At 65.7% G+C, this 20616-nt stretch carries 18 protein-coding genes; 7 read left to right on the forward strand and 11 right to left on the reverse strand.

Annotated elements, in window-relative coordinates; genetic code table 11:
• Positions 1–19: 19 nt before the first annotated feature.
• The 3 genes from Q376_RS0100620 to Q376_RS0100630 are packed head-to-tail and all read right to left on the reverse strand — an operon-like array spanning position 20 to position 3074.
• The gene (locus Q376_RS0100620) at positions 20–790 is read right to left on the reverse strand and encodes an SDR family NAD(P)-dependent oxidoreductase (RefSeq protein WP_043445499.1); all 771 of its coding nucleotides are present in this window, start codon (positions 788–790) and stop codon (positions 20–22) included.
• Positions 787–2157 carry an MFS transporter gene (locus tag Q376_RS0100625; RefSeq protein WP_027348651.1) on the reverse strand — a complete coding sequence of 457 codons (1371 nt, stop codon included), beginning with the start codon at positions 2155–2157 and terminating at the stop codon, positions 787–789. Before Q376_RS0100625 ends, Q376_RS0100620 begins: the two co-directional genes overlap by 4 nt.
• 35 nt (positions 2158–2192) lie before the next feature.
• Complete coding sequence (locus tag Q376_RS0100630; RefSeq protein ID WP_027348652.1) at positions 2193–3074, reverse strand: polysaccharide deacetylase family protein; 882 nt, start codon at positions 3072–3074, stop codon at positions 2193–2195.
• A gap of 466 nt (positions 3075–3540) precedes the next feature.
• Here Q376_RS0100630 and Q376_RS0100635 point away from each other — a divergent pair, with 466 nt between their 5' ends.
• A complete protein-coding gene (locus Q376_RS0100635) occupies positions 3541–4548 on the forward strand; it encodes a GntR family transcriptional regulator (RefSeq protein WP_027348653.1) in 1008 nt (335 codons plus the stop codon).
• 25 nt (positions 4549–4573) lie between these two features.
• Here Q376_RS0100635 and pdxT read toward each other — a convergent pair whose 3' ends face one another.
• Positions 4574–5146, reverse strand: coding sequence for a pyridoxal 5'-phosphate synthase glutaminase subunit PdxT (gene pdxT / locus Q376_RS0100640; protein ID WP_027348654.1), 573 nt, complete (start codon positions 5144–5146; stop codon positions 4574–4576).
• Entirely contained in the window at positions 5143–6075 is a 933-nt protein-coding gene (gene pdxS, locus Q376_RS0100645; RefSeq protein WP_027348655.1) for a pyridoxal 5'-phosphate synthase lyase subunit PdxS, read from the reverse strand. The genes pdxT and pdxS overlap by 4 nt, the downstream gene beginning before the upstream one ends.
• Before the next feature lie 163 nt (positions 6076–6238).
• Here pdxS and Q376_RS0100650 point away from each other — a divergent pair, with 163 nt between their 5' ends.
• Positions 6239–7651, forward strand: coding sequence for an aminotransferase-like domain-containing protein (locus Q376_RS0100650; protein WP_027348656.1), 1413 nt, complete (start codon positions 6239–6241; stop codon positions 7649–7651).
• Positions 7652–7658: 7 nt separating this feature from the next.
• Here Q376_RS0100650 and Q376_RS0100655 read toward each other — a convergent pair whose 3' ends face one another.
• The gene (locus Q376_RS0100655; protein ID WP_027348657.1) at positions 7659–8045 is read right to left on the reverse strand and encodes a diacylglycerol kinase; all 387 of its coding nucleotides are present in this window, start codon (positions 8043–8045) and stop codon (positions 7659–7661) included.
• Positions 8046–8265: 220 nt separating this feature from the next.
• Between Q376_RS0100655 and Q376_RS0100660 the strand changes: the two genes are divergently transcribed.
• From Q376_RS0100660 to Q376_RS0100675, 4 genes are all read left to right on the forward strand, one after another.
• The gene (locus Q376_RS0100660) at positions 8266–9258 is read left to right on the forward strand and encodes an MDR family oxidoreductase (RefSeq protein ID WP_027348658.1); all 993 of its coding nucleotides are present in this window, start codon (positions 8266–8268) and stop codon (positions 9256–9258) included.
• A gap of 204 nt (positions 9259–9462) precedes the next feature.
• Positions 9463–10746, forward strand: a complete 1284-nt coding sequence (locus tag Q376_RS20915; protein ID WP_081803324.1) for a quaternary amine ABC transporter ATP-binding protein — start codon at positions 9463–9465, stop codon at positions 10744–10746.
• Positions 10746–11582: an ABC transporter permease gene (locus Q376_RS0100670; protein ID WP_043445594.1), complete on the forward strand. Its 837-nt coding sequence runs from the start codon at positions 10746–10748 to the stop codon at positions 11580–11582. Before Q376_RS20915 ends, Q376_RS0100670 begins: the two co-directional genes overlap by 1 nt.
• A 38-nt stretch (positions 11583–11620) precedes the next feature.
• On the forward strand, positions 11621–12478 hold the full coding sequence (locus tag Q376_RS0100675; RefSeq protein ID WP_155834069.1) for a glycine betaine ABC transporter substrate-binding protein: 858 nt from the start codon (positions 11621–11623) through the stop codon (positions 12476–12478).
• Between the two features lie 115 nt (positions 12479–12593).
• Here the strand turns inward: Q376_RS0100675 and Q376_RS20920 are convergent, their stop codons facing one another.
• A complete protein-coding gene (locus tag Q376_RS20920; RefSeq protein ID WP_211266570.1) occupies positions 12594–13277 on the reverse strand; it encodes a TetR/AcrR family transcriptional regulator in 684 nt (227 codons plus the stop codon).
• 57 nt (positions 13278–13334) lie between these two features.
• Here Q376_RS20920 and Q376_RS0100685 point away from each other — a divergent pair, with 57 nt between their 5' ends.
• Positions 13335–14207, forward strand: coding sequence for an aldo/keto reductase family oxidoreductase (locus tag Q376_RS0100685; RefSeq protein ID WP_027348661.1), 873 nt, complete (start codon positions 13335–13337; stop codon positions 14205–14207).
• On the opposite strand, the gene Q376_RS0100690 is transcribed toward Q376_RS0100685, so the two are convergent.
• The 4 genes from Q376_RS0100690 to dacB all read right to left on the reverse strand — a co-directional run bounded on the left by Q376_RS0100690 (position 14204) and on the right by dacB (position 20589).
• Positions 14204–15121 (reverse strand): LysR substrate-binding domain-containing protein, encoded by a 918-nt coding sequence (locus Q376_RS0100690; protein ID WP_027348662.1) that lies wholly within the window; start codon positions 15119–15121, stop codon positions 14204–14206. The two genes, Q376_RS0100685 and Q376_RS0100690, sit on opposite strands and share 4 nt — an antisense overlap.
• Before the next feature lie 136 nt (positions 15122–15257).
• Positions 15258–17285, reverse strand: a complete 2028-nt coding sequence (locus Q376_RS0100695) for a CocE/NonD family hydrolase (protein ID WP_027348663.1) — start codon at positions 17283–17285, stop codon at positions 15258–15260.
• Positions 17286–18863: a BCCT family transporter gene (locus tag Q376_RS0100700; protein ID WP_027348664.1), complete on the reverse strand. Its 1578-nt coding sequence runs from the start codon at positions 18861–18863 to the stop codon at positions 17286–17288.
• A gap of 256 nt (positions 18864–19119) precedes the next feature.
• Positions 19120–20589 carry a D-alanyl-D-alanine carboxypeptidase/D-alanyl-D-alanine endopeptidase gene (dacB, locus tag Q376_RS0100705; protein ID WP_245598872.1) on the reverse strand — a complete coding sequence of 490 codons (1470 nt, stop codon included), beginning with the start codon at positions 20587–20589 and terminating at the stop codon, positions 19120–19122.
• Between the last annotated feature and the right edge of the window lie 27 nt (positions 20590–20616).

The following is a 20616-nucleotide window of genomic DNA, read 5'->3' on the forward strand; positions in this document are numbered from 1 at the left end:
AGCAAATGGGGCGCTGACCTCAATCGGGCCAACGCACGGTGAGCCCATCGTCGATGACGATGCTCTGGCCCGTCAGGTAGCTGGCTTCGCTACCGGTCAGGTAGCGCACCAGATCGGCTACCTCAGTTGGCTGCCCGACCCGACCGAGCGGAATCGACCGAGCCGCCTTCTCCAGCCCGTCCGGGCCGAGGGAATGCTGCGCATCCAGCGACTGGGGAGTTTCGATCAGACCTGGAATCACCGCATTGCAACGAATTCCCCGCGGCGCCAGCTCTACCGCGAGCGAGCGGCACAGTCCCAGCACGCCAGCCTTGGCCGCAGCGTAGTGGGCATGCTGCTGCCAGCCGTAGACGCCGCCCGCGATAGAAGATATCGCCACCAGCGAGGCGCCTCGCCCCATGTGGCGGACACAGGCTCGAAAGGTGCGCATCACCCCGGTCAGGTCGACATCGAGCATCTCGTGCCAGCGTTCGTCGCTCATCTCCAACAGCGGTGCACTGCGCAGCAAGCCGGCATTGGCCACGGCAATGTCGAGCCGGCCGAAGCGGTCCAGCGCTGCATCGGCCAGTGCATCCACGGAGCCGCTGTCGGTCACATCCAGAGGCAGCATCAAGCATTCGCCGCCGGCTCGCTCGACCTCGCCCACGGTGACCCGATGATCATGCGGGTCCGCCGGAAAATAGCCGCCGACCACACGCACTCCCTGCCTGGCATAGCCCACCGCCAGCGCCTGGCCGATACCGCTGGCGGCGCCGGTGATCAGGGCAACGACGCTGGTTTCGCCAATCATCGGCTCACTCCTTCACCGAGGCTGCTGGGGTCGACATGGCGTGCCGCCCACATCACGATGCCTGAAAGCAGGCAAGGCAGCGCACCGAACCACAGCGCCGCTTCGTGCCAGCTACCTCCGGCGCTGAGCACGGAGGTGGCGCCGAATCCGGCGAGGATCGCGCCGACCGGTCCCATTGCCCCGATCAGTGCGCCTGCGGTGGCACGAATCGAAGTCGGAAAACTCTCGCTGATGAAGAACAGCGCGGCGGCATAGGGGCCGATGAGAAAGAACAGCCCCAGGCTATAGAGCGCGACGATGGTGGTGAAATCGTCCGGTGCCTGGAGCATCAGGGTGAACACCACGCCCCCCAGCATCCATCCCACCGCGATGACGTTGCGACGACCATAGCGGTCACCGAGCCAACCATGGGTGAGATAACCGAAGTAGCCCACCAGGTTGGAGAGCACCAGGATCAGCAGGGAGTTTTCGAACGAGACTGCGTGCACCTGGGTGATCACCGTGGTACCGAGCACGCTGAACACCTGGATGGCGAACCAGTTGAGCAGGAAGGCACCGCCGAGAACCAGCGTGGCGCGCAGCGAAGGGCCGCGAAACGCTGCGGCGATACCCGCGCCGCGGTGCTGTTCGTAGTCCACCCCATGGGCGTCCGCCAGCGCACGCGCCCGGCTCTCGCCACCCTCCTTACGTAGCCCCGCGATACGCCGGTGGAGTTCGAACTGCGGACTCTCCTTGAGTCTCATCGCAAGTACCGCGATCACCAATGAAGGCAGCGCAGCGAAGATAAAGCTCCCCTGCCAGCCGATGATCGGCATCAGTACCGCGGTCAGCGCCGCAGCCAGCAGTGCGCCGACCGGCCATCCCCCCTGCACCAGGCTGTAGACGAATCCTTTGCGCCGCTGCAGCCGCGGGTCGTCGGTGGAAGCATAGAGCTCGCTCAGGTAGGTGGCGTTGACCGTCTGCTCGGCATAGCCGAGACCTGCGACCGAGCGAATGCCGATCATCGCGCCCTTGCCCCAGCCGCCGGCGATCGCGGTCAGCAACGAGCAGATCGCGGCCCCGCCCACGGTGATCACGATGCCGCTGCGGCGCCCCAGACGGTCGACCACAGGCCCGATCGCGAAGGCGATGACCGCGCCGCCGAGGGCGACCCAAGTCGCGATCTCGGCCTGCTCGGTCTCGTTCCAACCGAAGTGGCGTCCGATCTCCGGCAAGAGCGTACCGAAGAGGATGAAGTCGTATACCGCGAAGACCCAAGCGAAGAACGCGATCCAAGTCGCGAAGCGGATATCCTTGGAAGATAGTCGGTCCGGTGCCCATGGGGCGTGCTCGGCGCTGGGATGAGTCGAAGCATCTTGAGTTGTCATTGTGGCTTGCCTCGTGAAGAAGAGTGGGACGCGGGTCAGCGCTGGCGCGGTCGACGCTGGAGGTAGTCGTCGGCGATCTCGTCCATGGTGACGAAGCGCGCGCCGGCGTGAGCGCGGATGTGCTCGATCAAACGTTCGAGCATCAGCAACACCTGTGGGCGGCCGGAAACGTCGGGATGGATGGTGATCGGGAACACGGCGTAGTCGTACTCGCGATAGACCCAGTCGAACTGGTCGCGCCACATCTCTTCCAACTGGCGTGGATTGACGAAACCATGGCTGTTGGGTGACTTCTTGATGAACATCATCGGCGGCAGGTCGTCGAGGTACCAGTTGGCCGGGATCTCGACTAAATCAGTCTGCTCACCACGCACCAAGGGTTTCATCCAGGTATCCGGATGCTGGCTATAGTCGATCTTGGTCCAGCGATCGCCGACCCGGACGTAATACGGATGGAAGTCGTCGTGCATCAGGCTGTGGTCGTACTTGATCCCCTTCTTCAGCAGCAGTTCGTTGGTCACTCGGCTGAACTCCCACCAAGGCGCGACATAACCGGTGGGCCGTTTGCCCGACAGCTGAGAAATGAGCTCGATCGACCTGTCGAGCACGATTTCTTCCTGCTCGGGAGTCATCGCGATGGGATTTTCGTGGCTGTAGCCATGGATGCCGATTTCATGCCCTGCCTCGGCCACTGCCTTCATCTGCGTGGGAAAGGTTTCAGCCGAATGACCAGGAACGAACCAGGTCGTGCGCAGCTCGTACCTGGCGAACAGCTCGAGCAGGCGCGGCACCCCGACCTCCCCCGCGAACAGCCCGCGCGAAATGTCATCCGGCGAATCTTCCCCGCCGTACGAGCCTAGCCATCCGGCCACCGCATCGACGTCCACGCCGATAGAAACGAATATTTCCTTGGTCATCACTACAGTCCCATTTCCGGTCGGGAGCGGGCGCTGGACGAAGCACCGGACCTCTTCGTCCAGCGAGAAGCAAGCCCGAGCTGGTCGCAAGTTCGCGTCGGCTCCATCGCCAGCCTGTTGTCAGGAACGGCGGCGGAATCCATCGCAGCGGAGACGACACCACAGCCTGAGCATGCATTAATGGATATTTACGAAATAAATACATTTTATTCATGCAGGCAGCATGCCAACATTGGCAGCGCATGTGCTGTCACTGCTGTAAACCGCCGGAATCATGCGGTTATCGACAGCCAACAGCCAAAGAAGACAAAGCACCGATGGTGATCGTTTTTCCAATAAGTACATTTATTCAAAGAAGAGGGCATGCGCACTCCATCGATGCACCACCATGGGGCGAGCAACCGATCATGAACCAGCCCAGCGGCTATGCGATAATCACCGCCCCGCTTCAAACCTACGGATTTAGATGAAAGCGAGCCCCTGTGCAGATGAGCCCCGTGCCACAGCGCGCTACGAGATGATTCGCGATGCGCTGCGGGAGGCGATGCTGGATGGGCGCCTCGCGCCAGGACTCGTGCTGGTCGAGGCCCCCTTGGGGCAGCTGTTCGGCACCAGCAGGGTGCCGGTACGCCAGGCGCTGGCGCTGCTGCACGAAGAAGGTTTGATCCAGCGTTTCGATGGGCGCGGCTACCTAGTCAATCCGCAGCGAGTCGAGCTCGCACCGCTGCGCCTGCCGCTGTCGCGCAAACTGCTCGGCCTCGATCCCGCCGAAGAGTTGATCGACGTCAGGCCGCTCGGCGAACGGATCCTCGACGAGCTCGCCAAACAGGTCGGCAACGCCATCGCATTCGGCCATTACCGCATCGACGAACAGCGTGCCTGTGAATATCTGGGGGTCAGCCGCCACGTGATTCGCGAGACGCTGATGCGTCTGCACGACCGCGGCTTGGTGGAGAAAAGGCCTTATGCGCAATGGCTCGCAGGCCCCCTGACCGCCCAAGCGATCACCGAGGATTACGAATTGCGCGCGCTACTCGAGCCGGAAGCCCTGCGCCAGGGTGCCGCCGAGCTGCCGCGCGAGACGCTGCTCGCGATGCTCGAACGCATTACCACCATTCAGCGCCGTGGCAACGCGACCGGCTGGGAAGAGATCGAACGGCTGGAACAGGACCTTCACGTCATCTGTCTCGGCCGCCCGCGCAATCTGAAGATGTCGAAGCTGATCCGGCAGTGCCAGAACCCAATCAACATCGGCAGAATCTTCGTCGAAGTGCTCAATGCCGGTATCGACCCCAATACCCTGGTCGAGCACCGGCTAGTAATGGAGTCGCTGCTCCACGGCACAGTGGACTCGGCGGTGATCAACCTGCGCGATCACCTGCAACGCGCCCGCGAACGCACACTCAAGCGGATCAAGGTACTCTCGGTACTGCCCGACCCCGACCTGCCGCCTTACCTGGAGCGGCTCAGCTGAGCCAACGGCCTGGGCCATCACTCGCTCATACATGCGCACAGGCCTCGATCAACAGCCGATGCACCCGATCGTCGTTTCCAAGCTCGGGATGGAAGGCGCAGCCGATGGCATGCCCCTGGCGCACCAGCACCGGGTCGTCCCCGCGCCGGGCAAGTACCTCCACGCCCGCGCCGAGACGGGTGATCCTCGGTGCGCGAATGAACACCATCTCGAGCGGCCCGCCGGGCAGGCGAGTCTCGCTGCGCAGCACCTTCGAGTCGCGCTGGCGACCATAGGCGTTACGCGCCACCGTCACATCGAGCGCGCCAAGGCTCGGCTGGTGCGGTTCGACCTCGCGGGCGAGCAGGATCAACCCGGCGCAGGTTCCCAGCGCGGGCCTTGCGGCGACGAACTCGCCCAGCGCCTCGAACAGTCCGTCACGGGCGAGAAATCGCTGCATGGTGGTCGACTCGCCGCCGGGCAGTACGATGGCGTCGAGCCCTTCGAGGTCACGGGTACTACGCACCAGCGGCGCCTCGACACCGAGGCCTGTGAGCACGCGGCGGTGGGCATCGAAGGCGCCCTGGAGCGCGAGCACGCCGATGCGTCGCACGCTCACCAGCCGCGTCCTTGGAACAGCTCGCGATCCTCGAGCGAACTTACCGCGAGGCCCTTCATCGCGCCGTCGCACTCCTCGCAGCAGGCGGCGACCACCTCAGGCTGATCGAAGTGGGTACAGGCGCGGACGATCGCCCGTGCGCGCTGCTCGGCCTCTTCTCGAGGGGCGAAGGTGCGCCCGTCGCTCATGAAGATGCCTGAGCCGACGAATACCGCCTCGGCGCCGAGGCTGCGCATCAGCGCGGCGTCCGCAGGGGTGGCGATGCCGCCGGCGGAGAAGTTCGGCACCGGCAGCCGGCCTTGGGCGGCGACTTGCTGAAGCAGCGAGAACGGCACCCGATGGTCGCGCGCGGCGACGTAGAGCTCGTCTTCGCGCATCCCGGCGAGGTTTCGGATCTCGGCCATGATCTGGCGCATGTGCTTGACCGCGTGCACCACGTCGCCGGTGCCGGCCTCGCCCTTGGTGCGGATCATCGCCGCGCCTTCGTTGATTCGCCGCAGCGCCTCGCCGAGATCGCGCGCACCGCAGACGAAGGGAATCTCGAAGCCGTGCTTGTCGATGTGATGGACTTCGTCCGCCGGGGTCAGCACCTCGCTCTCGTCGATGAAATCGACCCCCAGGCTCGCCAGTACCTCGGCCTCGGCGAAGTGGCCGATGCGCGCTTTGGCCATCACCGGGATCGACACCGCCGCCATGATCGACTTGATCAGCCGCGGATTGGCCATTCGCGCCACCCCGCCCTCGGCGCGGATCTGCGCCGGCACCCGCTCCAGCGCCATCACCGCACAGGCACCAGCGGCTTCGGCGATCTCGGCCTGCTCGACGCTGCAGACGTCCATGATCACGCCGCCCTTAAGCATCTCGGCGAGACCGACCTTGAGTCGCATGCGCTCGGCGCGCTGCTGGTTTTCGGCGGAAGTCGTAAACATCTAATCGTTCTCCTCGGCGGCGATGGCAGGCACACCGCACGAATGGCGGTGAATGCGACGATGGTGGCTGACGCCAGGCCGACGGGACAGGTACAGTGCCAGTACGATTCAACCGAACCGTACTGGTCGCTCGACCAGTACACTCGCCATGGGGAACGCTGCGATGACTTCGACCCATCGAGGAGAGCCGGGCCAGACGCTGGTGGCCCGGGTAATGGCCCAAGTCCGCGAGCGTATCGAAGGCAGGAGCCTCAGCGCCGGCAGCCGGCTGCCGTCGATCCGGGCACAGTCCGAGTCGCTCGGGGTGTCGAAGTCGACCGTGGTCGAGGCCTACGAACGGCTGGTCGCCGAGGGGCTGATCGAAGCGCGGCGCGGCTCAGGGTTCTATGTCGGCGAACAGCTGCCACCGCTACGCCTGAGCGAGGTGGGGCCCAGGCTCGACCGCGAGATCGACCCGGTATGGGTGACGCGTCAATCGCTCGAGGCCGGTGCCGACATGCTCAAGCCGGGCTGCGGCTGGCTACCCGAGGAGTGGATGCCCGAGCGTGAGATCCGCCGCGCACTGCGCGCGCTGTCGCGTCAGGCGCTGGCGCCGCTGACCGCCTACGGCACGCCGCAGGGCTCGCCCTCGCTGCGCCAGCTGCTCTCCCACCGGATCAGCGAACGCGGGGTGATCGCCCCGCCCGAACGGCTGATGCTGACCGAATCCGGCACCCAAGCGGTGGATTTGCTCTGTCGTTTCCTGCTCGAGCCAGGCGACACCGTAGTGGTCGACGATCCCTGCTACTTCAGCTTCCAGGCAATGCTGCGCGCCCACCGCGCCCAGGTCGTCAGCGTGCCCTACACCCCCCAAGGGCCGGATCTGGCCGCGTTCGAGCGTTGCCTGGTCGAGCACCGCCCGAAGCTCTACATCACCAACGCCGCCCTGCACAACCCGACCGGCGCATCGATCTCGTTCGACGTAGCGCACCGACTGCTGCGCCTCGCCGAGCGTTTCGAGCTCAAGATCATCGAGGACGACGTCTTCGCCGACTTCGAGTCTCGCCCCTCTCCCCGGCTCGCCGCGCTCGATGGCCTCGAGCGGGTGATCCACACCGGCAGCTTCTCGAAGACCCTCTCCGCCTCGGTGCGGGTCGGCTACATCGCCGCGCGCGGGGAATGGATCGAGGGGCTGGTCGATTTGAAGCTCGCCACCGCGTTCGAGTCTGGGCACTTCTCCGCCGAGCTGCTGCACACCCTGCTCAGCAACGGCGCCTATCGCAAGCACATGGAAGGGCTGCGCAAGCGGCTTTCGGACTCGATGGGCACAACGCTCGAGCGGCTGCGCCGGCTCGGTATCGAACCATGGCTCGAGCCACGCGGTGGAATGTTCGTCTGGTGCCGGCTGCCGGAGGGTCTCGACGCTGGACGACTGGCCCAGCGAGCATTGCAGCAGCGGGTAGTGCTGGCACCGGGCAACGTCTTCAGTCTGTCGCAGAGCGCCGGGCGCTTCCTGCGCTTCAATGTCGCCCAGTCGCAGTCGCCGAAGATCTATCAGGCGCTGGAGGAAGCGATGGAGGCGCAGCGCCGCGTCTAGCAGGTGCTCAGCCACCGAACGGCGCGAAGCCGAGCCTCACCAGCAGGAGCCCGCCCCACACCAGGGCGGCGAACAGCGCGCTGATCAGTACTGCGGCGGAGCCGAGATCCTTGGCCCTGCCGGAAAGCTCGTGGTACTCGCTGCCGACGCGATCGACCACGGCTTCGATCGCTGAGTTGAGCAACTCGACGATCAGCACCAGCAGCGCGCTGCCGACCAGCAGCAGCCAGTCGGTGAACGAGCGGGCGAGCCAGAAGGTGGCGGGGAACAGCACCACCAGCAGCACCACCTCGAGCCGAAATGCCTCCTCGAAACGCCAGCCGGAGCGCAGGCCGTACCAGGAGTAGCGAGTCGAATGAAGAAGTCGAGTGAAGCCGGTGTTAGCTGATTTCATCCGCGCGATGACCCGTTGCATGAATTGATGAGCGAAACGAACGCCGCGCGCACCTTCGGCCTTGGTCCTAATGCCCGATGGCAAGCGTCGCGAATTTCCGACACCTTGGAATTCCTAGAGGGTGGGATGCCAGAGGGCCCAAGGCCCCACGCAGGCGTCCCGCATACCAGTCAAAAAGCTTACCAGACATCATTCCACGTCGCGCTACCAGGAGATTTACATGCCCCTTGCCCAGACGCACTTTCGCGCCTTGCTCGTCGATGAAACCGCCCCGCGCGTGCGTGTCGAGCAGCTACCGGCCCAGCGACTGCCCGATGCCCCGGTGGTCCTCGCGGTGGAGTACTCGGCGCTCAACTACAAAGACGCCCTCGCGGTCAGCGGCCGCGGCAAGATAGTGCGCCGGTATCCGATGGTGCCGGGTATCGATGCGGCCGGCCGGGTGATCGAATCGACCGATCCGCGCTATCCCGAGGGAAGCCAGGTAGTGGCGACCGGCTGGGGCATCGGCGAGCGCCATTGGGGCGGCTATGCCGAGCGCATGGCCGTCGATCCCGACTGGCTGGTACCGCTGCCCGAGGGGCTCGATGCACGCCGCGCGATGCTGCTCGGCACCGCCGGGCTGACTGCGATGCTCGCGCTGCTCAAGCTTGAGCGCGCCGGGATCGCCGCCGACCAGGGAGCGGTGCTGGTCAGCGGCGCCAGCGGCGGGGTCGGCGCCTGGGCGATCGCCCTGCTCGCAGACGCAGGCTACGAGGTCCATGCGCTCAGCGGCAAACCCGAGCAGCAGGAGTGGCTGCGCGCGCTCGGCGCCACAGAGGTGCTGCCCCGTGAAGGATTCGCCGATGACGTACGCCCGCTCGGATCAGCGCGCTGGGCCGCGGCGGTGGACAACGCCGGTGGCGGGATTCTCAGCGCCATCCTGCCGCAGATCCGCCCCGAGGGTGCGGTCGCGTCGATCGGACTCGCCGCGGGCATGGAACTCGCCACCACCGTGGCCCCCTTCATCCTGCGCGGCGTATCACTGCTCGGGATCAATAGCGTCGAGACCCCGTACGCCCTGCGCCTCGAAGCCTGGGACAGGCTCGCCAGGCTGCCCGCCGCCCGCTTCGCTGAGATCGACGCGGGCACGCTGACGCTCGACCAGCTCGAGCAGGCATCGAACCAGATGATCGAAGGCAAGCTGCATGGCCGCCGCTTGGTCGTCCCTGGCTGATGAGCGCAGGCTGATCGCCACCGGCGCCTTAATCACACATTTTGTTTCGATTTGAATCGAATTCCATAAATACCTATGATGGATCGCTCGTTTCGAAATCCAAGAATCGATGACAACCCCTTGAGCGAGAAAGAAATTCCGTCACCCGAGCCGCGCTGTCGTGCCTCGAGGGGATGACGCATCGATCCAGCAAGGCAATCTGTCATGAGCGACGATCCGCAATCGCAAGACGGGGTCAGGATCAGGGTGCGCAAGCTGAGCAAGGTGTTCGGCAAGCATCCCGACCGCGCCCTGGCGCTGCGCGACCAGGGCCTCGATCGCGCCGCGATCCTCGAGCGCACCGGCGATACCCTTGGCCTGTCCAACATCGATTTCGAGGTCAGAAGCGGCGAGCTGCTGGTGATCATGGGGCTCTCCGGCTCGGGCAAATCGACCCTGATCCGCTGCCTCAACCGCTTGATCGAACCAAGCGAAGGCGAGATCTCGATCGAGGGCGACGAGATCACCCGGATGGACGCCAAGCGCCTGCGCGAGTGCAGGCGTCGCCATTTCTCGATGGTATTCCAGCATTTCGCCCTGTTCCCCCACCGCAGCGTGCTGGCCAACGCCGAGTACGCCCTCGAGATTCGGGGCATGCCCAAAGCCCAGCGCCAGGAGAAGGCGCTCGACGCGCTCAGACGGGTCGGCCTCGAGGAGTGGAAGGACGCCTACCCGCGCCAGCTCTCCGGCGGCATGCAGCAGCGCGTCGGCCTCGCCCGGGCGCTGGCCAGCGACTCGAGCGTGATGCTGATGGACGAGGCGTTCTCCGCCCTCGACCCGCTGATCCGCCGCGACATGCAGCAGGAGCTAGTCGGACTGCAGCGCGAGCTCGACAAGACCATCGTGTTCATTACCCATGACCTCGATGAGGCGCTCAACATCGGCGATCGGATCATCCTGCTCAAGGATGGCGAGATCGTGCAGGTCGGCACGCCCGAAGAGATCCTCACCCGTCCCGCCAACGCCTACGTCGAGCGCTTCGTCGAAGGGGTCGACATGAGCCGAGTGCTGACCGCTCAGGCGGCGATGCGACGCCCCGTGGCCCCGGTCACCCTCGACGACACGCCGGGCGAAGCGCTCGCGCGGATGGACGAGGGCGGTGTCGATACCCTCTACGTGGTCGACGATGAGCGACGGCTCGCCGGCATCCTCGAGCGAGGCGCTGTGGTCCGCGCCTGCGCCGGTGAGGCACCATCGCTGGCGACTTTGATCGAGCGCGAGGTACCGCGCGTGCTGCCCGAAGAACCGCTCCATCACCTCTTCCCGATGTTCAACAAACGCAGCTACCCGATCGCCGTGGTCGATGGCGAGGGCCGGCTTCGCGGTGTTGTGGTGCGCGGCGCGGTACTGGCCCAGCTCGCCGAGGTCGGCCGTGAAGCACCTTCCCCCGAGCCGGTGCCCAGCCTGGCACCGCTCGACGGCCCCTCGGCCACAGGAGTCTCATCATGATCGATGTGCCACGCATCCCTCTCGGCGGTTGGATCGAAGCTGGCCTCGACTTCCTCACCGGCCACTACTCGCATGTCACCCGTGCGATCTCGCGCTTCACCCGCAGCAACATTTCATCGCTCAACGACCTGCTGATGGCGGTGCCGCCCTGGGCGATGATCGTGGTGATCGCCCTGCTCTGCTGGCGGATATCAGGCTACCGGCTGGGTGTCTTCGCGATCCTCGGGCTCTCGCTGATCTGGAACCTAGGTCTCTGGCAGCCGACCATCCAATCGCTGAGCCTGGTGGTGATCGCGACCCTGGTCGCGATCATCATCGCCTTGCCGATCGGAGTGCTCGCCGCGCTCTCGGACGGCTTCAACCGCGTGGTGATGCCGATCCTCGACTTCATGCAGACCATGCCGGCGTTCGTCTACCTGATCCCGGCGATCCCGTTCTTCGGCATCGGCGCGGTGTCGGCGATCTTCGCCACGGTGATCTTCTCGATGCCACCGGCGATCCGCTTCACCGCACTCGGCATCCGACAGGTGCCCACCGAGCTCGCCGAGGCCGCCGACGCCTTCGGCTCCACCCGAATGCAGAAACTGCTCAAGCTGCAGCTGCCCTTGGCACTGCCGACCGTGATGGCGGGCATCAACCAGACCATCATGCTGGCGCTGTCGATGGTGGTGATCGCCGCGATGATCGGCGCCAACGGCCTCGGGGCAGAGGTCTGGAGCGCGATCCAGCGGCTCCAGCCCGGTGCCGGCTTCGAGGCCGGCATCGCGGTAGTGATCCTGGCGATGCTGCTCGACCGCATCACTCAGGCGATGAAGGGGCGCGAAGCCGCGCGATGAAGCCGCGCAATCACAACCAAGAGCAAGGAGCGAAGACAATGCAACTGACCAAGACGCTAGGAACATCGCTGATCGGCGCGCTCAGCGGCCAGGCACTGGCTCAGGACAAGGGCACGGTGAACATCGCCTACGTCGAATGGGCCGACAACATCGCTTCATCCAACGTGCTCAGGGTGGTACTGGAGCAGCAAGGCTACCAGGTCGAGACCACCTCGCTCTCGGCGGCGGCGATGTGGCAGGCGGTAGCGTTCGGAGACGCCGACATGATGACCGCTTGGCTGCCGACCACCCACGCGCAGTACTACAGCCAGCTCGAGGACCAGGTCGAGAACCTGGGTCCGAACTTCGAAGGTACCCGCCTGGGGCTCGTGGTGCCGAGCTACGTCGAGGAGGTGAACTCGATCGAAGACCTTGCCAGCCACGCCGACGAGTTCGAAGACACCATCACCGGCATCGATCCAGGCGCCGGGATCATGAGCATCACCGAGCAGGCGATGGAGGCCTACGGACTCGATGACCTGCAGCTCACCACCGGCAGCGACGCGACCATGACCGCCGCGCTCGGCAGTGCGATCGCCAATCAGCAGCCGATCGTGGTCACCGGCTGGACCCCGCACTGGATGTTCTCGCGCTGGGATCTCAAGTACCTCGAGGACCCGCAGAACGCCTTCGGCGAAGCCGAGCAGATCGACACCGTGGTGCGCGAGGGCCTCGAGGACGACGATCCCGAAGCCTACTGCATCTTCGACAACTTCAGCTGGAGCCCGGATGAGATGGGCGCAATGATGCTGCTCAACGAGCAGCAGGGCAGCGATCCCTATGAAAACGCCAAGCAGTGGGTCGCCGATCACCAGGCACTGGTCGACAGCTGGACCGAAGGCTGCCACCAGGGCTGAGCTGCCCTGGCCCTCGACCATCGAGGTTTGCTCCGACACCCCCGGGCCGTAAGGCCCGGGGTGTTTCGTCCAGGCGCGCCGGACGCCAAGCGGCGGAAAGCCTAAGCTACGACGGCTAACCACCTGCCTCGGGCTTCCGGCGTTGCCGCCGCTTCGCTGGAAGCTCATGTGCCTGGACGTAAGCGGTCAAGAGCAGGATCAGCTGTGCTTCGAGGCAGGCCTCGAACCCGGCCGGGGCAAGCCCTTCGAGCACGGTCCGCACCGGCCCGACGAGGGCGTCCAGCGCGATCACGGCCGCCACGGCGGGATCGTCGAAGTGGGCATCGGGGGCGCTCGCCAGCATCGCCGTGATCGCCTCCACGAGGCGCGCATGCGCTCGAGCGGCCAGCTCGGCGCCGCGGCGCTCCCCCGCGACCGCATAGAGCGCCTTGGATTCCTCGGGATCGCGCAGCTTGGCAGTGAGAAAGGCGGTGACCAGGGCCGCGGCCATCTCGGCAGCCGGCTTGCCCCAATGTTCGCGGCAAACCCGGCAGACGGTGCCAACGGTGTCGTCCAGGTGCTTGTTCAGCACTGCGACGAGCAGCGCGTCGCGGTTTGGATAGTACTGATAGAGGCTACCGACCGACATGCCCGCGCGCTTGGCGACGCGCGTCGTCGTGCAGCGGCTCAGACCCTCCCGGATCAAAACCTGAACGGTGGCGACATGCAGCGCTTCGACGGTGGCTGTGGAACGGGCCTGAACCGGGGATTTCCGCGGCTCTAGCGCCGATGTGCTTGTGCTCATGGAATGCGAATTCAAGAACTGAGAGATCCTTCATATACTGCCCTGGACGCAACTTGGCAAGGGGGAATCGACATGACCAGCATCGATCAGATCGGCACCTTCACGCTCGGCACCCGCACCGTCAAGCGGCTCGGCTACGGCGCCATGCAGCTCGCAGGCCCCGGCGTGTTCGGCCCGCCGAAGGACCACGACGCAGCCTTGGCGGTGCTGCGCGAGGCGGTCGCGCTGGGGGTCGACCATATCGATACCAGCGATTTCTATGGCCCGCATGTCACCAATCAAATCATCCGCGAGGCGTTGCACCCCTATCCCGATGACCTCACCATCGTGACCAAGATTGGCGTGCGGCGCGGCGCGGACTCCGCTTGGCTGCCCGCTTCCTCGGCGAAGGAATTGACCCAGGCGGTGCATGACAATCTGCGCAACCTCGCACTCGACGTGCTGGACGTGGTCAACCTGCGGATCATGTTCAAAGCGGAGGGACCGACCGAGGGCTCGATCGAAGCGCCATTGACGGCTTTGGCCGACTTGCAGCAGCAGGGGCTGGTGCGGCACATCGGCCTGAGCAACGTCACGCCCGCGCAGGTAGCCGAAGCGCGCAGGCTCACCGCCATCGTCTGCGTGCAGAACATGTACAACATCGCCCACCGGCATGACGATGCCCTGATCGACGATCTCGCCCGGGACGGCATCGCCTATGTACCGTTCTTCCCGCTGGGCGGATTCACGCCGCTGCAATCGTCCGCGCTGTCGACCATCGCCGAGCGTCTCGGCGCCACACCGATGCAGGTGGCACTCGCATGGCTGCTGCGCCGGGCACCCAATATCCTGCTGATCCCCGGCACCTCGTCGATCGCGCATCTACGGGAGAATCTCGGCGCAGCCAAGCTCGAGCTACTGGACGAAGAGCTCCCCGCGCTCGACGACATCGCGGCCGCCCGCTAGCGACTATGCTCGGCCAGCCAGTGGCGGAACTCGCGCATCGATAGGTTGAGATGGCGATGCTCGGGGATCAGCAGGGACAGGCCGCCCGGGCTCGGCAGCCGGTCGGGCAATGCGAGCACCAGCTGGCCCTGGCGAATCTCGTGGTCGAACAGGCGGGTCCAGCCCAGGGTCACGCCCTGCCCGGTGAGCGCTGCGTTGATCAGCAGCTGGTAGCTGTTGGCACGCAGGGCGTGCTTCGGCGTGCGCCAGTCGAAATCGAGCAGCTGGTACCAGCGCCGCCAGGTCATCCAATCGTTGTAGTGATCCTCAAGCACCAGTAGTACATGCGCCTCGAGCAGCTCGTTCGAGTCCGTAATCGGCCCCATCTGCTCCAGGTAGTGCGGCGCGCAGAGCGCGGCGATGCTCTCGCTTTCGAACACGGGCTCCACCCTGACCCCGGCAGGCGGCGGCTCGTGCTCGAGCAGGTAATAAAGCCCCAGGTCGAACTCGGCGAGATCCAGCGAGAAAGGATCCTCGACCACCAGCAGACGGATCGCGGTCCCCGGATGCTGGGCGCGAAAGTCCGGCATCAGCCGGGAGAGCCAGAAGGAGGCGATGGTCGGGCTGGCGGCGATGGTCAGCTGGCGTTCATTGGAGGCTCGACGTAGCTCGACCGTGGCCTCGCCGAGCTCGCGCAGCAGACGCTGCACCACCTTGTAGTAGCGCTCCCCCGCCGGCGTCAGGCGAAGCCCTGCGGACTCACGGAAGAACAAGCCACGGCCGAGGTCCTGCTCGAGACGCTTGATCTGCCGGCTCACCGCGCTCTGGGTCAGGTGCAGCTCCTCGGCGGCACGGGTCACGCTGAGATAGCGCGCCGCCGCCTCGAACGCGCTGAGGCAGTTGAGCGGCGGTAGCGGATCGCTGCTCGGCGACATCGGCTTGGACTCCTCGCCTGGAAGGTAGCGCAGGTTAGCACAGTGGTGACTCGTGCCCCGCTGACCGAACTACCGTCGCAAAGCCAGAACGCCGCCGTCCTGATCGGGACGGCGGCGTTCCTATGCGGGCGCCGGTTCAGATTGCGCTGCGGGGGATGGTGGTACGCCAGGTCTTGCGGTGGACTTCGCGCCCGCCTTCACGCGCGACCTGGCTGGCTTCGAGGTGGAAGTTCTCCTCGTCGCAGCTGAGCGCGTAGCGGCTGTCGACCTCGATCGAGAACGCGCCCTCGCCCTCGCGTCGCCCGGCGCTGTAGTGCCAATCGATTTCGGCACGGGTGCGCGAGGCATCGTCGGGATGGCTGATGTAGACCTCCCGGCAGCGCTGGTCGACCTCGAGGCCGTGGTCGAGGAAACGCACCTTGCCCATGTCGTCCTCGATCACCACGCTGACCTCGCCGCTGCCGACGTCTTCGCTGACCGTGCGCTTCGGCGCCGCTGGACGCAGGGCCTCGAGCGCGCAGGGCGTGGCGCTCTCGGCCGGCTCGAAGGGATCGTCGACGTAGCCGAGCTTGGACACCGGCAGTTCGAGCCTGGGCTCGCCGGGCAGCAGGGTAAGATCGGCGCGACGCTTGGGTGACCACACCAGCGGGAAGTTGGCCGAGGAGAGCGAGACCCGAAGCCTGTGCCCCTTGGGCAGCCGGTAGCCGATCATATCGAGGTCGAGACCCACCTTCATCGGTTTGCCCGGCTCGACCGGCGAGATCCGGCTCGGGTCGTCGCGCAGCAGCAGGTTGAGGGTGGCGTAGGTGATCAGCGCGCTCTCGCCACTCGGCGCTACGTCGCACAGCCGCACGTTGAGCTGGCCGCAGTCGGTGGCGCTGGCAAGCTTCAGCTCGACCCTCGGCTGGCCGAGGATATCGAGACCGTCGCGATACGGCGCGGTGTCGAAGGTGAGCGCCAGGCCATCGTCGCGCCGCTGGTCGGTGGGGAAGTCGGCGCCGAACCAGAGCGGAATGTACTCGCCCTGCTGGGCGCCGGCGGTAAGCGGAGAGGCGATCGGGCGCGGCTCGGAGAGACCGGCACCATATTCGCTAAGCCCGGTGTCGGAGAGCAGCAGCGAGCGGCGCTCGATCTCGAGCGACGATGCCGGCCAGCCCGAACATCTCACCCACCGCCCGGGGCGATGGGCGTACTTCGGCGCCGGCGGCAGGCCATCCTGCAGATAGAAAGTCGCCGGAGGCTCGTCCATCACCCCGGTATCGATTCCCTTCAGGTGCTGGTCCCACCAGCGCAGCGCCTCCTGGAGGAAACCGATCGCCGGGCCCGGCACGGCGAAGTGCGGGTACTTGTGCATCCAAGGGCCGATCAGCGCCTTCTTCGGCCCCTTGAGATGCGCCATCATCCGCGGAATCGAGTTCATGTAGGAGTCGGCCCAGCCGCTGACCATCAGCACCGCGGCCTCGACGTCGGCGTAATTCTCGCAGATCGAGCCATGGCGCCAGTACTGGTCGCGGGTCTGGTGGCGCAGCCAGGTGTCGGCGAGCAGCGGCATGCCGTCGAGCCGCGCCTTCCACATCTCGCGCCAGCGCTCGCCGACCAGCAGCGGATCGGGAGCGGCCGAGGAGAAACTCAGCATCGTCGCCGCCCAGGCGAGGTTCTCGAGCAGCATGTTGCCGCCCTTGTAGTGGATGTCGTCGGCGTAGCGGTCGTCGGTGGAACAGAGCGTGACCACCGCCTTGAGCGGTTCGGGCTTGAGCGCTGCGACCTGCAGGCCGTTGAAGCCTCCCCAGGAGATGCCCATCATTCCGAGCTTGCCATCGCACCAGGGCTGGGAGGCGATCCACTCGATCACCTCCAGTGCATCGGCCTGCTCCTGGGGCAGGTACTCGTCGTGCATCAGCCCATCGGACTCACCATTGCCGCGCATATCGACCCGCACGCAGGCATAGCCATGGCCGGCGAACCAAGGGTGGGTCAGCTCGTCACGCACCGCGGTGCCGTCGCGCTTGCGGTACGGCAGGTACTCGAGGATCGCCGGCACCGGATGCTCTTCGGCATCCTCAGGCAGCCAGATCCGCGCCGCCAGCCGCGTGCCGTCGGCCAGCGTGATCAACGTGTGCTCGATCTCGCGCACCCGATGGGGAAACTCAGTCCTCGTCTTCACTTACGCTATCTCCTTGACCACCGATTCAGCGTCTTTCTTTTCCACCGTTTCCGTCTCGATCCGTTCAAGATCGGACGCGTTCTGGATCAGGCGCCAAAGCGAGCCGCTGGCGACCAGGATCATCAGCATTGCCGGCAGCCCACCTAGATTGGAAAGCATCTTCACCCCGCCTACGCCGACGAAACTGACCATCACCCAGGCGACCACCCCGACCGTACAGCCCCAGACGATCTTCATCCGCAGGCCCGCGTTGAGATCAGAATCGGCGGTGAGTCCGCGGGTGCAGAGATTGCCGATCGCGTCGGTGTTGGAGTCGGCAGCGGTGACGTAGGAGATGTAGGCGATGAACAAAAGCATCGGGATCATCAGCCAGGTCAGCGGCAGCTGGCCGAACAGGGCATAGAGCACCTGCTCGACGCCGAGGGTGTTGAGCACGCTGTAGAGGCCGTTCGGCTGCGCCATCGAGGCGTCGAAGTGCAAGGCCGAGCCGGAGAAGATCGAGATCCAGATGATCGCGAACAGCGCCGGGTAGACCAGGTTGACCCTAAGGAACTGGCGCACCGTGTAGCCGCGCGAGATCTTGCCCAGAAAGAGCGCCGTGACCGGTGCCCAGGCGAACCATACCGCCCAGTAGAAGATGCTCCATGAGTGCGACCAGTCGTCCCCGGCGGCGGCGCCGGTGAACAGGCTGAGGCGGAAGAAGCCGTCGAGGTAGGCGCCCAGCGACTCGACCCCGAGGCTCAAGATGAAAAGCGTCGGCCCGCAGAGAAAAACGAACAGCCCCAGCGCGAACAGCAGCCAGGCGTTGAACGAGGAGAGCCTGGCGATGCCCTGGTTGAGTCCCGAAGCGGCGGAGGCGACGAAGGTGATCACGATCACCGCGATCACCAGCGCCAGTCGCATAGGCGTGGTGGTGCCGCCAAGGTACTGGTTCAAGCCACCGACGATGGTCAGGGTTCCGGTGCCCAAGGTCGAGGCCATGCCGGCGACCAGGGCGAACAGCGCCACCGAGTCGATCAACCCACCGAAGCGCCTGACCCCGGGACCGAACAGCGGCTCGAACAGGCTCGAAATCGAGAAACGCATCCGCCGGTTGTAGAACACCAGGGCGAACAGCAACGCAGGCACGGCGTAGATCGCATAGGGCGTGAACGACCAGTGCAGGAACATCGCCGACATCGCGAACAGGCGCGCTTCGGGCGAACCCGGCTCGAGGTGCAGCGATTCGGGCGGTGCATGGAGATGATAGAGCGGCTCGGCGGTGGTCCAGAACAGCACGCCGACCGCGAGCGTGGTGCAAAGCGTGATCGAGAACCAGCGCCAAGGAGTCAACAAAGGTGTCGCTTGGGCGCCGCCGATCCTCACCCGGCCGAGGGGGGATGCGTAGATCACCACCGCGAGCCCCAGCAGGTAGAGGCTGCCGAGGCTGAACAGCCAGGAAAACTTGTCGAGGATGAAATCGTTGATCATCCCGCTCACGGCGAGGAAGCCATCGAGATTGAGGTAGCTCGCGGCAACCGCCGCAAGGAGAACCAGGAAGGTCGGCCAGAACACCAGCGGCCGAATCGAGTGCTTCATCGTCACTCCTCTTTGATTATCGTTGGATGTTGGAAACGCACTCGTCACCGGCGTCCCGACCGGCCGGCCATGCGCGAGAGGTGCTCCATCTAAACGACTCCCGCGCCGTAGCGGCAAACGATCAATGCGCATGACCCCATTCCGCCAGGGAATACCCCTTACGTTGCAACGGTGGAGAACGCAGCGCGCCGACGCCCCTTGTCCAGGGCATCGGCGCGTGAATGACGGCAATCGGAATGACGGCAGGTAATGCCCGTCAGTATCTCTCGATCAGCGGGGTGAGGTCGCTGGAGAGCGCCTCGAGCACATCGGGCCAGACCAGGTAGGGGGTCGCCGCACGGCCGTTGAGCATCACCGCGAAGGCGCCCCAACGCCCGGAAGAGGTGCGGAAGTAACCCGCGATCGCCCGCACTGGCACCGGCTGGTTGAGCGTGCCGGTCTTGACCATCACGCTGCGCTGGAACAGCGGATCGCCGCGACGAATGAACCTCGCCGCGCCGTTGGCCGGAGTCTGCATCGCACTGACGAAGGTGGGGAACAGCTCGGCACGCCGGTACATCGCATCGAGCAGCGCAACCAGCCCGTGGGCGCTGGTGCGGCTGTCCGGCGTAAGCCCGCTGCCGCTGGCGAGGCTCACCGGACCATGACCAGGGACCGTGTCGACGAACCGCTCGAGCGCGGCGGCTCCGCTGGCCAGGCTCGGTGGCTGGCTGGCGGAGAGCCCGATGGTGAGCACGTCGGCCATGAAGTTGTTCGAGTAGTTGAGCATGTCCATCAACGCCATCTGCAGCGGCGGGCTCTCGACCGCGGCGAACTCGCGCGCGCCCGCCGGCGGCGGGGTCGCATCGATGGCGAAGCCCCTCGCCACACGGATCCCGCTCTGGGCGAACAGCATCTCGAGCGTCGCCAGGGTCTGCTGGGCGGGGTCGGAGGCCGAGCGGTAGACCGACTGCGGCCCGTCGGCGATCGAGACCTGCCCGGAAATAGTCAGGGTGTCGCGACCGTTGGCGGTAGTGCGCCGCGCGCTGAGCCGGGTCGGCTGGCCCTCGGCGACGGTCTTTACCTCGCCGCTCACCGTGACCAGCGGCCGAGAACTGAAGCAGCCGCCGACCCGTGCGGAAGCCCCGGGACGCGTCGGCAGCAGTTGCACGCACCAGGCCGCATAGTCGACCGCCAGCGGGGAAAGCCGCGCATCGTAGGAGCTCATCGTCGCATCACGCGCGCTGCAGCGGTCCGCCACCCCGCACGGCTCGGGGCCGAACTGCCACTGAGCGAGCCGCACCCGGCCGTCGATGCGCTCGATACCGCGCGCGGCCAGCTGCTCGACCAGGGTCCAGTAGCGCTCGGTGGTCATCGCCGGATCCCCACCGCTGTCGAGGACCAGATCGCCATGCAGCGTCGCACCGCGCTGCTCGCCGTCGCTGACCATGCGAGTGACGAAGCGATGCTGCGGCCCATAGCGGCCGAGCGCCGCGGCGGCGATGTAGAGCTTGGAGAGAGAAGCCGGGGCAAGCGAGCGTCGCGGGTCGAGCTCGCCGAGCACACGGCCGTCGTCGAGCATGCGCACCTCGGCGCTGATGTCGAAACGGCCTTCGGCCAACGCCTGGAGCGTCGGCAGCCCGGCGGCCTGGACCAGCACCGGTGCGCCAAGGGAGAGACCGAGCAACAGCAACGAGGGAGCCCACGGCGAACGCCGGGCGGTGAAACGGATCAGGCGCAGGAACACTCGGCGACTCCTCTGCAGACGAAAGTG

Source organism: Halotalea alkalilenta DSM 17697 (genome assembly GCF_000621205.1).
GTDB lineage: Bacteria > Pseudomonadota > Gammaproteobacteria > Pseudomonadales > Halomonadaceae > Halotalea > Halotalea alkalilenta.